This is a genomic window from Dyadobacter bucti (assembly GCF_005869225.1).
Classification (GTDB): Bacteria; Bacteroidota; Bacteroidia; order Cytophagales; family Spirosomataceae; genus Dyadobacter; species Dyadobacter bucti.
On record NZ_SWFP01000004.1, the window covers coordinates 707,704 to 720,465 of the forward strand.

Sequence of the window (12,762 nt, forward strand, 5' to 3'; positions counted from 1 at the left end):
GTGGGCTTCTTTTTTAACATGTACTGCATTGTTCGGCACCATCAAAGCATTGAATCATGACTGAAACTGTACCTGTAAGAGAAACCATTGAGACCGCGCACAAACTGGTGGCGGCATTTATCCATCGCACCCCTGTGATGACCTCTGGATTTTTCAACGAGCTGTGTGGTGCCGAGTTGTATTTTAAATGCGAGAATTTCCAGAAAATCGGCGCGTTCAAAGCGCGGGGAGGTCTTAATGCAATATTATCACTATCAAAAGAGCAGCTGAAAAACGGGGTCACCACACATTCTTCCGGTAACCATGCGCAGGCCATAGCTTTCGCGGCAGCCAAAGTTGGGGCGAAGGCCTACATTGTGATGCCCGAAAACTCGCCTCTGGTCAAAATAAACGCGGTCAGGTCGTATGGGGCAGAGATTACATTTTGTAAAAACACGCCCGAGGAACGTGAGCGGACAGTACAGGGAATTATCTCAAAAACCGGCGCTGCTTTTGTTCATCCCTTCAATAATTATAAAGTAATAGCAGGCCAGGCCACCGCCGCGCTTGAATTGATCGAAGACGCGGGAACTTCACTGGATGCGATCATTGCACCGGTAGGAGGGGGAGGTTTGCTAAGCGGCACCGCGCTGACAGCCCATTACTTCTCTCCCGAAACTAAAGTTTACGCCGGAGAGCCTGAGGGCGCGGCCGATGCAGTGCTGTCTTTTCGTAGTGATAAAATTGAAAAGGCTCCCTATGTCAACACCATAGCTGACGGCTTGCTGACCTACCTGGGCGATAAGACGTTCCCGGTTATCAAAGCACATGTGAGCGATATATTTACTGTTTCGGATGAGGAAATCATTACGGCAATGCGTTACTTGTGGGAGAGGATGAAGCTGGTTGTGGAACCCTCAGGAGCAGTTTCGGTTGCAGCCACATTGAAACAAAAGGATTTTTTTGCCGGTAAAAAAGTCGGTATCATCATTTCAGGCGGAAACGTCGATCTCGGCAAACTGCCTTTTTGAATTGTCCGTTCAAATGGGTAGAATAACAATGAAATGGAATTTTTACGATAACAATGTATGCGAGAATAATCCTGTTGCCGTTATAGTGGGAAATATTCGACGTATGATTTTTAATTTTTAATAGTTCGCACTTAAAGTTAATGTATGAAAAAGCTGATTTTTTGCTGTCTGGTCGTATTGATGGGCTCTTGCAAGGATAAGGAGAAAGAGGTTGAGCCAGAGGTTGATCTTGCACCGGAATTTGTTGGAAACTATATCACTACCACTGTAGATGGGAACACAACTGTACACCATGAATGGGCAGTAACAAGTGACACAAAAAACAAGTTGGCGATTGCATACATCAAAAATGTGGAGGTATCTACATCCGGCACCACTCTTACCCTCAAACAGGAATATGCATTGGCCAATGTGGTTCCTACCGCCGAGGCCACATTCAAGATCGACGAAGTGGTGGATGTGGTGCAAAGTACCGGAACGCCACTGAAACAGAAGGTGGAAGGCATTGCTACCAAGGTGATTAATTCAGCAGGTGTGCAGCAGCTCAATATTACTTTGAAACTGACCAATTCGAGTACGAATGTCGCCACCGAGGATTACCTGGAATTCAAGAAGAAATAATCAAAAATATAAGGAACAAAAAAAGCGACTGATTTCGATCGGCCGCTTTTTTTGTTCCTTGTCCGGCTTATTGCGCGGTAGAGTTACTAAAGATTGACTCTGCCTTTTCCGCGAGCGTAATGAATGGGAAAAAGAAACCCATCACTACACAAGTGATCACAAAGACTATAAGCCATAGTAAGAAGAGGGCGAATTTTGTGAGATGGATCATTGTCTGACTTTTTTCTAAAAGAGGGGTTTGGAACCTTATTGGTTGTAAGGGAAATTACTTATTTTTTTTCATTTTAAGACATATTTTTGAACGATAATTATAATTCTTCCTGCTGTGTAAAAGTACTTTTGATAGTTACATAGTAGATTCCGTACAGAAAAATTTTTCTTTTTTTCGTTACCTAATTGAAGGGGCAGCGTCTAATGTGATTGGAAACAATTACAACATCAGACGAAATGAAGAAATGCCTTCTTTTAACACTGCTGCTTTTGACGTTTGTACTTCAGACGAAGGCGCAGAACATCGATTATAACACACCACTCTTCACCAATCAGACATTTAGCAAGACAGTCAACCCGGCTTTGCCGGTAGGAGGTATCGCCGGGGCAGGCGGAGTGTCTGGTTCTGGCGGTGCCACCTATTCGATCCCTATTGCTGTTCCACCTGGTACCAACGGCGTAGTTCCATCAATTTCCGTTGTATATCATTCGCTTACGGGAAACGGCCCCGTGGGGAATGGCTGGGGTATAGCTGGTTTGTCAGGCATCAGTCGCTCCGGGCAAACGAGCTATCACGACGGGCAGGTGACGGCTATCGATTTTACCAGTAAGGACCGGTTCAATCTGGACGGACAAATGCTTTTGGGTGTTTCGGGAGTTTATGGAGCGGACGGAGCTACTTACAGCACCGAGAGTGAACAGTTTTCTACTGTCACATCCAATGGAGTTAGTGGCGCTGGGCCAACCTGGTTTAAAATTATAACCAAAGACGGCGTGGAAATGGAATACGGAAATACATCTGATTCCAGGATGATGGACGAAGCAAATACGAATGTTGTCTTTTGGAAAATAAACAGGATTAGAAATCCGGACGGTAATTACATCGAATTCAAATATCTGAACAATGACAGGGAATCAAGAATTGATGAAATCAATTACACCGGGAATACCATTACCGGGCTTGTCCCTTACAATAAGATCAAGTTTTCCTACAAGATCCGCGCTGACATCAATGCACAGTACATTGGCAATTCTTTGATTGTGAATAAATATTTGCTGGATAAAATTGCCGTTACTGCCGAAGGTAACATCGTAAAATCTTACCAGTTCAATTACAGCTGGGATAATATTACTTCTTATTTGCGGGAGGTCGTGGAAACCGGCTCAGATGGTTTGGCCCTGAACTCGACCATATTCAAATACGGCCAGATGCCGGACCCGTTTCAAAGTTGGCTGCTTGCAAATCAGCTGACAGACGCCAGCGATACTTTCTTTGGAGATTTTAATGGTGACGGGAAAGCAGACCTGCTCGCCGCTATTATCAAGAACGCAGGTCCCTATACCAATTATCATTCAAAATTCCAGACATTCCTTTCCCAATCCGGGACCTCAGCCCTTACTCCGGGGCCTACAGTTGACCTGGCACCTAACTATACAATGATCAAAGGCGCTCAGATCCCCAATGATTATAATATTTTGGCGAATGATTACACAGGCGACGGGCTGGACGATGTGATGACGCTAAAAATTACCAACACCGGTAATTATAATAAGCTGGACAGCATTATTATTTATGAGAGTACCAATGCCGGTGCTGCTTACAACAAGCATCTGAGAAGCGTCCAGCCGAATTTTTTCAAGATTCATCCCAAAGGAAATTTCTTTTTTCCTGGCGATTTTGACGGGGACGGCATAACCGAATACATTGCTGTTCTGGGCAATGTGTTAAATGATTACCTGCCTTTTCTTTGCACCAATTATATCCAGGGAGGTGCATGCGGAAGTATTGGTATCAGCGGTCCGACGGGGTTTCAGCCTGGCCAATGGGCGGATACCGACCAGGCCTATGTGGTGGATTTCAACGGGGACGGCAAAAGCGATCTGATGCTGATCAAGGATAACCTTTGTGAGATATTCACTTTTGAGGGCAACACCGCACGGCGTATTTATTCATCCAATTTCCCTACCAAAAATCACCTGGTCTATTTCGGGGACTTCAATGCCGACAGGAAGACCGATTTGCTGGTCAGGAATTCGCTTACAGATAACGCTGCTACCTGGACCAAGGCAATCTCGACCGGCGCCATTTTTATACCTTCCACCTTTACCTGGGCACAAGTTCCGGAGATCAACAATGAATTTTTTAAAAATCATCACGTAAACCTTGCCGACTACAACGGCGATGGGAAAACGGATATTTATCATGGTAAGAATAATGCCAATTTACTCACGTCGAAACTGAATATTTATTATAGCCGCGGTACCGATTTTCACCACATCCAGAGCGACCACGCAAAAAGCGTGAGTAGCTCACCCTCTTACATTGCAGATACTGACGGCGACGGCAGGGCAGAGGTAATCAGCGTCGAATATTATCTGGAACCTTACCGGCATTTTAAATTTAAGCCGTCCGGGAAAGAACATCTGATCCATAAAGCGGCCAACGGTTATGGCCACATTTCTACCTGGTATTATAAGACATTGTCGGAAGGTGGGGATTTCTATTTGAAGGGCGCAAGCGCTCCGTATCCCTTTACCAGTGTTCAGCCACCAGTATATGCTGCTTTTCAGTTTATTGCGCAAAACGGTATCGGAGGAGAGAACACCCTGCAATACAAGTATGAAGACGCGCGGCTGCACAGGGCTGGCAAGGGGCTTTTGGGCTTGAAAAAAATGATTGCGTCGGATCTGGTCACTGGCCAGAAATCTGTTGTCGAGAATGAGTTCAATACCACGTATTATGTGGCGGTACCCAAAAAGACCAGTCTGTATCTTACAGCCGGAAACACATTGCTTTCTGAGACAACTTTTTCCAACGAATTTATCCCGCAGGGGCCCAATGGCAGCAAACGTTTTTTGCACCGCGTGAAAAGCGTCACAGAAAACAACGTTTTCGAAGGCCGGACGGTAACCAGCACCAACAATACCTTCGATAATTTCGGTAATGTGACCCAGAACACGGTCAATAACAGCAATGTAGAAACCACGGTGACCAATACTGTATTCGGCGCATACCCGGGCATAATCCCCAACAAACCAACCTCGGTAACGGTTATTAAAACGCGCACCGGGCAGCCCGCTTTCAGTGCCGCGACGGGCATGGGCTACAATGCGGTTGGCCAGCTGACTTCAAAAACAGATTTTTCGGGCCTGCCTAAAAGTGTAAGCACGGCTTATGAATATTTCCCGCTTGGGAACCTGAAAAAGACCACGGTCACGCCCTCAGGCCTGCCCGCAAGGACAACTTCTGCGGTCTATGATGCCAAAGGCCGCTACGCCACCTCGACAGTCAATGAGCTTGGGCAAACCTCGTCGGCAACTTACGACCCCAAATGGGGCAAACCTTTGACGGTGACGGGCATTGACGGGCTGACAACGACGATGGAGTATGACGGCTTCGGCCGGGAAAAGAAAACGACCTTCCCGCAGGGCTATTCGGTAAACCAGACCTATGGCTGGGACATATCCGGCAATTCGGTATGGTATGCCAAAACAACGCACCCGGGCAAACCCGATGTAAAGACCTGGTATGACCTGCTGGGCAGGGAAATCAAGACAGAAACGGAGGGTTTTCAGGGGCAAACCATTACCCAGACCAATACCTACGATGCCAAAGGCAACCTATCCACGTCGACGGCGCCCTATAAAACCGGTGAGCCGGTACTGACGACCACCACCCAGTACGATGCCCACAACCGGCCTGTCAACATCAGCAGCAGCGGCCCTTTTGGTACCACCACCATTGGTTATAATTACTCGGCAGGCAAGCTGACAACTACGACGACAACACCCTCGGGCACCTCTTCGAAAACGACCGACGCAACCGGCCAGGTCACCAGCGCGACAGACAACGGCGGGACACTGGGCTATACCTATTACAGCCACGGCGGCTTGAAAGAAGTAAGCAACGGCGCGGCAACACTGACCAGCAGCCAGTATGATGCTTACGGCAGGCAGACCTCCCTGGCAGACTTGAACGCAGGCACAACAACTTACGATTACAATGCCCTGGGCCAGCTGGCCAGCCAGACCAATGCCAACAACAAAACCCATACGATGCAGTATGACCTGTTGGGGCGAAATACCAGCCGCACCGGCCCGGAAGGCATAACGACTTATGAATATTACCCGACCGGCAGCGGGGCTTCTGTCAACCAGATCAAGAAAGTGACGGGCTTTGCAGGCAACCTGGAAGAGTACACTTACGATGCTTTCGGCAGGCTGCAAACCAGCAAACAGACCGTGGACGCGGCCGCCTACACCACCACCTATGGTTACAACATGTACGATGATGTGACCTCGGTGCTTTATCCCTCGGGCTTTGGCACCAACCATGTCTATGATTCCAATGGGTATCCGACCACCATCAAAAACACAGGCAACACCGTCACCCTTTATACCAACAATGGCATCAGCGGGCTGGGGCAGAACACCTCCTATGCATTGGGCAACGGCAAAACCTCCGCAGTCAGCTACGAATATGGTGTCCCGAAAAAATTCACGACGAGTGGCATCCAGGACCTGGAACTGAGCTGGGATTACGCCAAAGGCAACCTGACCAAAAGAAAAGACTACGTTAAAAACAAGGAAGAAAGCTTCACCTACGACAATCTCGACCGGCTGCTGACAGCCACGGTAGCAGGCAAAGCGGCGCAAACAATCGCCTACCAGCCCTCAGGCAATATCAGCTCCAAGAGCGATGCCGGGCAGACATTCAGCTACCACCAGACCAAGATCCACGCCCTGACCGGGATCGTTTCACCGACCACGGCAATCCCGGTATTGACGCAGGACATTACCTACACGGCTTTCAACCAGCCGGAAAAGATCATCGAAAATGGCTCCGGCCAGCCCTACGAGCTGACTTATACCTATGGGGCCGACTACCAGCGCCTGAAAGGGACGATGAAAAAGAACAATGCGTTGATCAACACGCATTATTACTTTGGCAACGGCTATGAAAAGGACGTCACGCCCGCCATCGCCGACAAACACCTGCACTACATTGGCTCACCGGCCGGTTTGGTCGCAATTGTAATCCGGGAGAACAATGTTGACCAGTACTACTACACCTACACCGACCATCTGGGCTCGCTGCTGACGACGACCGCGGCAAACGGGACAGTACTGCTCGACCAGAACTTCGACGCCTGGGGCCGCCTGCGCCACCCCGCCAACTGGGACTATGCCAACGTCCCAGCCCCGGCAAGCTACCTGTACCGCGGCTTCACCGGCCACGAGCATCTGACGAATTTCAATCTGATCAATATGAACGGGCGGATGTATGACCCGGTGGTGGGGAGGGTTTTGAGTGTTGATAATTATGTGCAGGATCCATTTGGGACGCAGTCGTACAATAGATATAGCTATTCAAATAATAATCCATTAAGGTATACAGATCCAAGCGGCGAAATTTTCCAAATGGCATATTTTGCTGCGGCTTTTACAGCGGATTTTGCAAGTAACCTATTGAACGGTGTAGACAATCCAGGGAAAGTAGCTAGCCGAAACGCCTCTAACGCAGTTAACGGTTTAAGTAGTTCTTTACAATTTCAAATTTACAGCAATGGTAATACTTCAGTAACTGCTGGTATCAACCCGTTGGCAATGGGAATATCGGCTAGCGTTTATCATACTAAGGGTAATATCACAACAGGCTTGAATGTTGGGATTAATATAACTGGCGATTTCTCAATAAATGGAAGCACATCAATTTCTGCCGGTGGCTGGAACATAGGAATAGGGGGAGGAGGAGGGAATAACCATTTTGCTTACGGCGGGAGTGTTAATTACAAGGGGTATGGTGCTGGGTACTATCAAACTCGATATGGGAGTGCCGTCGGTCCAGACGGAAATCCAAACAACCAGGTTGTGGGCGGTGCTAGTTTATCTCTTGGCAAAGCTTCATTCAGAATAGAAAATGATTTCTTTGCATTCAATCATCAGGATCGCTGGCGTTCGAATGCGTTGGAGATTGGGATAGGAGATTTTGTAATTGGGACAAGACTTTATAATAACGATCCGAAGGGCGAAGGACAGAAAGTAGTATTTGATAAAACCGACCGAATGGGCAACTATAATCAACATAAATTCGGGGCATGGGAAAATGGCAAAACTTATAATGCACCGCTATGGGTCGGCCATCGATTCGGAAATTCTATTGAGCGAATCGGATTCAGCCATCCTATGTTCCAAGACCGAACACAGAATTTTATTCATTTAAGGTTTCCGCCCGGACGTCAAAATTTTTACGTTGATTATTCAAATTTCCAGCGCGGAATATACTTATACTCATGCTATTATAATCCTTACTCGTTATGGGGAAAATAACAAACATTCGATCTAGTCTTTTATTACCGTCGGCAATAATAATTTTTCTAATTTCTTGTCAACCGTCACGTCAATCACGTATTAGCTTTGGTAGTGACGACTATTGTTACAGAGGTATAAAAAAATCAACTTCCAAATTGACTGTTAACGGTTACTACATTTTCGCAAATCCATCAACTGTTGACAAGGATCTTCCATCTCACATTGCCATGAGACAATTGGCAAGAGGGTATGTTTTTTACGATACAGGTCAGTTTCTCTTTGAATATACCCAAGGATATGACTCCGGTTTTTGGGGGAGTTATTATATAATAGGTGATACCATTAAAGCTCAATTTTTGGAACCGCCTCCCAGCATGTCAAGTAATAGAGGAGAAATGTGGTTTAAAATAATTAACAAAAATACTCTGCAAAGAATAGGCTTTACATGGGACGAGCCAATGTCCGATGCAGATTTAAAGCGATACCAATCCAAGAATCCAAAGGAATTTCAAACCTATGGAAATTTTGTCGAGTACGATAGTCTTCCTGATCCAAACAAAAGCTGGTTGAAAAAGCGCAAATGGTTCTGGTGTGATGAAAAGGAATACAAGATTTGGAAGCGTAGTTTTAAAGCAAGCAAATGACCTAGAGATGTTGATCTAAAATCGGACGTTCAAATATGGAATGATGTTCCAAATTGGCTATTATAATCCGTATTCTTTATGGGGAAGATAAAGATTTTAAATATTGGCGTTTTACTTGCGATTCTAATCGTCGGCTGCTGGCGTGACGCTCCAAAAAGGTTGAAGGTACGAGAAACAAATTTTTGTTTTTCACCAAATAGAGACAACTCGAAAATTGTTCAATCCAACGGCGTTTATTCATTTTACCATAAGCCTCATAATAAATTGGAATTTTCTGGAAGAATACGCACAAGTGATTATAGCGAAAATTTCATATTTTATCCCTCTGGGGAATTGTGCAGATTTCTTAGTACCGACTCATCCTATGGTTTATGGGGTAGTTACTACATTGAAAAAAATACAGTCAAAACTCAATATTTTTCACCTCCAATTACTGTGTCATGGGACAGAGAGGAAGTATGGTTTGAATTAATGGAAGATCACAGAATGAAAGTGATTGGTAGAACATGGGATAAGACATTATCCCAAGGTGACTTGGAGAAATATCAGCAAAATAATAAAAATACGGATGCTGTACTTAGCCAATTTAGCAAGCAGGACATTTTGCCCGATCCAAATAAAAGTTGGCTAAAAAAGCGCAAATGGTTCTGGTGTGATGAAAAGGAATACAAGATGTGGAAGCGTAGTTTTAAAGTAAGCAAATGACTAGAGATGTTGATCGACAATCGGACATTCAAATATGGAATGATGTTCCAAAGTGGCTATTACAATCCTTATTCCTTCTGGGGCAGATAATTATGAAAACTACAATCGTCAAAGAAGGCACACCTGTTCAAGCAATGGGTAGATATGGAGCTCAAACCCGATATGCCCTTGGAGGAAATACCGTAGTTCTGAATGCCCAAGGTAAATTGATAACAGTTTTCAGTAACGCAAATGGCACAGCAAATGGTTTGGGTAGAGGATTTTTAATACCATTTAAATAGCTTAAGAATATGGAAAAGAAAGTAGAAAAGATAAATCTTATTTTGGCTGAGTGGAACCCTATTGGTGTACCTGAAAATATTACATCAGATGAGTATAGAGATTATATTCCAATAATTTTAGAGGTACTTGAAAAAAAAGGAAATCTTATGAAGGTTTTGGAAGATATTCTAGTGAATAAAATGGAGTTAGAATATGATTCGCAGAATAAGGAACATGTCCAGGACTTGGGAAAAGTTTATCAAAAATTGTTATGTGTATAGCCCAATATGCAACAGTGAAAGCCAAATGAATACTGCAAAACATAAAAACCTTCTATGGTTTAAAGTGGATATGATTTTAGAGAAAAAGATTAATAAAATTATTTCAAATCAGTTGCAGGGTAATTTCTTGTTTTATTCATGGAGAGATCCGAACAATGCTTCCTCCTGTTTTTTTATAAAAATGATCAATAGCGAGACCAGCTTTCTGTTTAATCAGTCTAATGAAGCGATTATTGGTATTATTCCCAGCATACTAAGTAGGTCATTTGTCGTAGGGGATAAATTGTCTTGGGGTGGACTTAATCATTTTTTAGGGTTTCTTTTTATAAGAGAAGTGATTAGCGAAATACCCGGTGAAGTATAGGGATATCGGGAGTATACATTTTAATAATAGATATGGAAGTAAAGTGCATCACGACGTCAATTGATAAACCACTACTAGACAGTATAAACTATGATCTTCATGAGTATCTTGAAATTGGCGTTCACTCTTTGTTTATGGACTTCGATTTGTCGAAAGTGATATATACGTTCATATCTATAATGGAAACCATCTATTTGAGGCACCCATTAAATTATTTGAAGTGACAAATAGTCTAACGCCTAATTGGAAAATAGAGATCTGGGAGACGGGAGAAATTACGCTTTGGCCTGAATTATTCTACACGTCGGATTTTTTAGAAAATTTTGGAGAAAGAGAGACGAGGGAAGGGCGACTGTTTGTTGATTTGCAGGCACTCATTGAAATGTAATGAGCATAGTCGGGGCTTTGGGAGGCTATTTAAAGCATTTTCAATTTAAGAGTGCTGTTTTTAACAGCAGCCGGTATCTTGCAAAGTGTAAAGACTGCGCCGCTATGTTCCCCGGCGTAAGCGGCACCTGGCTTGACCCTGTTTATATTAATGGACAACGGACGCTGGCAACCGGGGCGGTGCAACCCAGTTATTTCTTTGAGGAGTTGGTTCTCGGGAATGGAATTGGGAAGTTGGCCAGTGGAATTGTTGGGATGATCAAGCGAGTGGGGTTTGCGGCTAAGGGGAGTACACAAGGTGGGTTGAACCTTTTTAAGTTCGGAAAACCTACCACAACTACTGCAAATAGTTGGCGTGCAGGAGATCGAATGTTACATCTGCCAAATAAGGGAACTCCCAAGCTAAACTGGAAGCAAAATTCAGGATTTCTAAGACAAGAAATGAGTAGAGGAAAACCAATATTTGACTCTTATCTATCTCCAAACGGGCAGCAAATTCCCACAGGAGGATTTTTAAATGCAGAGAGATTTTTACTAGAAAGCCGAGGTTGGAGATTTAATTCAGCAACAGGAGCATATCATCCACCATTTTAAACTGAATTGATATGAATTTTAACAAAATAGTTAAAGAGATTCTAGGCTCAATTTTGAGCTTATGTGAATTTACTTTAAACAATGAATCAAGGGGTGTTATTGAATATGAACATAAATTATTGTTGATTTCAATTACTTATGATTTTACGAGATCTTTTGAATTAGATGTTAATTTTTACTTCAAAGCAAATAATGAGTCTTATTCACTTGCTGAATTAAAAGAGTATTTTGATAAAGAAAAAAATCGATTTATAGCTACTCAGATTTTAGAAGATGACAAACTGAAAGCGTGGGTTGTAGAGGTTAAAATGTTTCTCGAAAATCACTTGTACGAGTTAATAAAAGACCATGTCGTCATTTGTTTCGAACTGGATAGTATGAGAAAACAGAAAACGGATTTTTACAATAATGAGCGTGATGAGAGGTTATTCAAAGAAGATGTTGAAAAGCTTTGGAACAATAAAGATTATGTTCGTTTAATTAAGTTAGTTAAAAATTATAAAGGAAATATTGATGATATATCAAAAAAGAAGTATGAGTATGCGATCAAAAAAGTCTCTTAATTTTAGCACAAATTGCCGAGAAGATGCGCACAGGATAAAGTTAGTTGTCGAAAGCAGAGCCTGATAACGTAGCAAAGTGGAATTAGGTCTTTATTATAAACAGCTTTTTCAATCCAGGTTGTGGGTGGTGCTAGTTTATCTCTTGGCAAAGCTTCATTCAGAATAGAAAATGATTTCTTTGCATTCAATCATCAGGATCGCTGGCGTTCGAATGCGTTGGAGATTGGGATAGGAGATTTTGTAAGTGGGACAAGACTTTATAATAACGATCCGAAGGGCGAAGGACAGGGTATCAAAGATCTGGCAGATCGTATGGGTAAATTTTAATAAGCACGAAAATCAGGCTTGGGAAAATGGTCAAACATACAACGCGCCTTTTTGGGTAGGTCATCGCTTTGGTAACAATGTGGAAAGGATTGGTTATAGTCACCCGATTTTTCAAGACAGAACACAGAATTTTATTCATTTAAGATTCCCCCCTGGTTATCAGCATTTTTACACGCGGTATAATCATTTCAATTATGGCATTTTCATTCAATCAAGTTACTATAATCCTTATTCACTATGGGAGAAATAATAAAATTGGCTGCATTTTTGGGGATGTGCTTGCTGCTAACATTTACAAGCTGTCGACAATCTATCAAGGCAAGAAAACAATTTTCTCAAGCAAGCTATTGTCATAGTGAGGTGGTTCCGAAAAGCGGCACACATTTTTGCACAACATGATGCAAAATGAAAGACCAAAAATCTGTAAAAAGTCGTCGGAGCTACGACGCTGAGTTCAAGGAAGAAATGATCAGAATGCTCGTT

General features: G+C 43.5%; 11 protein-coding genes. All 11 read left to right on the forward strand.

The features are described from left to right. The first annotated feature begins 56 nt into the window (after positions 1-56). The 11 genes from FBF61_RS16590 to FBF61_RS35580 all read left to right on the forward strand — a co-directional run bounded on the left by FBF61_RS16590 (position 57) and on the right by FBF61_RS35580 (position 12,279). Complete coding sequence (locus tag FBF61_RS16590) at positions 57-1,010, forward strand: threonine ammonia-lyase (protein ID WP_138479178.1); 954 nt, start codon at positions 57-59, stop codon at positions 1,008-1,010. Between the two features lie 144 nt (positions 1,011-1,154). Then, positions 1,155-1,631 (forward strand): hypothetical protein, encoded by a 477-nt coding sequence (locus FBF61_RS16595; RefSeq protein WP_138479180.1) that lies wholly within the window; start codon positions 1,155-1,157, stop codon positions 1,629-1,631. Positions 1,632-2,078: 447 nt separating this feature from the next. Next, positions 2,079-8,171, forward strand: a complete 6,093-nt coding sequence (locus FBF61_RS16600) for a polymorphic toxin type 23 domain-containing protein (protein WP_229215082.1) — start codon at positions 2,079-2,081, stop codon at positions 8,169-8,171. Then, entirely contained in the window at positions 8,159-8,797 is a 639-nt protein-coding gene (locus tag FBF61_RS16605) for a hypothetical protein (protein ID WP_166444549.1), read from the forward strand. Before FBF61_RS16600 ends, FBF61_RS16605 begins: the two co-directional genes overlap by 13 nt. A 78-nt stretch (positions 8,798-8,875) precedes the next feature. Continuing rightward, positions 8,876-9,502: a hypothetical protein gene (locus FBF61_RS16610; protein WP_138479186.1), complete on the forward strand. Its 627-nt coding sequence runs from the start codon at positions 8,876-8,878 to the stop codon at positions 9,500-9,502. A gap of 92 nt (positions 9,503-9,594) precedes the next feature. Next, positions 9,595-9,783: a hypothetical protein gene (locus FBF61_RS16615; RefSeq protein WP_166444550.1), complete on the forward strand. Its 189-nt coding sequence runs from the start codon at positions 9,595-9,597 to the stop codon at positions 9,781-9,783. A gap of 9 nt (positions 9,784-9,792) precedes the next feature. Continuing rightward, entirely contained in the window at positions 9,793-10,044 is a 252-nt protein-coding gene (locus tag FBF61_RS16620; protein ID WP_138479191.1) for a hypothetical protein, read from the forward strand. A 25-nt stretch (positions 10,045-10,069) separates the two neighbouring features. Then, the gene (locus tag FBF61_RS16625; RefSeq protein WP_138479193.1) at positions 10,070-10,408 is read left to right on the forward strand and encodes a hypothetical protein; all 339 of its coding nucleotides are present in this window, start codon (positions 10,070-10,072) and stop codon (positions 10,406-10,408) included. Between the two features lie 387 nt (positions 10,409-10,795). Continuing rightward, positions 10,796-11,389: a hypothetical protein gene (locus tag FBF61_RS16630; RefSeq protein WP_138479195.1), complete on the forward strand. Its 594-nt coding sequence runs from the start codon at positions 10,796-10,798 to the stop codon at positions 11,387-11,389. A gap of 11 nt (positions 11,390-11,400) precedes the next feature. Next, on the forward strand, positions 11,401-11,952 hold the full coding sequence (locus FBF61_RS16635; protein WP_138479197.1) for a hypothetical protein: 552 nt from the start codon (positions 11,401-11,403) through the stop codon (positions 11,950-11,952). 120 nt (positions 11,953-12,072) lie between these two features. Continuing rightward, positions 12,073-12,279 carry a polymorphic toxin type 23 domain-containing protein gene (locus tag FBF61_RS35580; protein ID WP_166444551.1) on the forward strand — a complete coding sequence of 69 codons (207 nt, stop codon included), beginning with the start codon at positions 12,073-12,075 and terminating at the stop codon, positions 12,277-12,279. The last annotated feature ends 483 nt before the right edge of the window (positions 12,280-12,762 follow it).

Bases quoted from the DNA above. Each gene is read 5' to 3' on its own strand.
- FBF61_RS16605 (WP_166444549.1), top strand. From the start codon at position 8,159: ATGGGGAAAATAACAAACATTCGATCTAGTCTTTTATTACCGTCGGCA.
- FBF61_RS16600 (WP_229215082.1), top strand. From the start codon at position 2,079: ATGAAGAAATGCCTTCTTTTAACACTGCTGCTTTTGACGTTTGTACTT.
- FBF61_RS16595 (WP_138479180.1), top strand. From the start codon at position 1,155: ATGAAAAAGCTGATTTTTTGCTGTCTGGTCGTATTGATGGGCTCTTGC.
- FBF61_RS16615 (WP_166444550.1), top strand. From the start codon at position 9,595: ATGAAAACTACAATCGTCAAAGAAGGCACACCTGTTCAAGCAATGGGT.
- FBF61_RS16620 (WP_138479191.1), top strand. From the start codon at position 9,793: ATGGAAAAGAAAGTAGAAAAGATAAATCTTATTTTGGCTGAGTGGAAC.
- FBF61_RS16625 (WP_138479193.1), top strand. From the start codon at position 10,070: ATGAATACTGCAAAACATAAAAACCTTCTATGGTTTAAAGTGGATATG.
- FBF61_RS16610 (WP_138479186.1), top strand. From the start codon at position 8,876: ATGGGGAAGATAAAGATTTTAAATATTGGCGTTTTACTTGCGATTCTA.
- FBF61_RS16630 (WP_138479195.1), top strand. From the start codon at position 10,796: ATGAGCATAGTCGGGGCTTTGGGAGGCTATTTAAAGCATTTTCAATTT.
- FBF61_RS16590 (WP_138479178.1), top strand. From the start codon at position 57: ATGACTGAAACTGTACCTGTAAGAGAAACCATTGAGACCGCGCACAAA.
- FBF61_RS16635 (WP_138479197.1), top strand. From the start codon at position 11,401: ATGAATTTTAACAAAATAGTTAAAGAGATTCTAGGCTCAATTTTGAGC.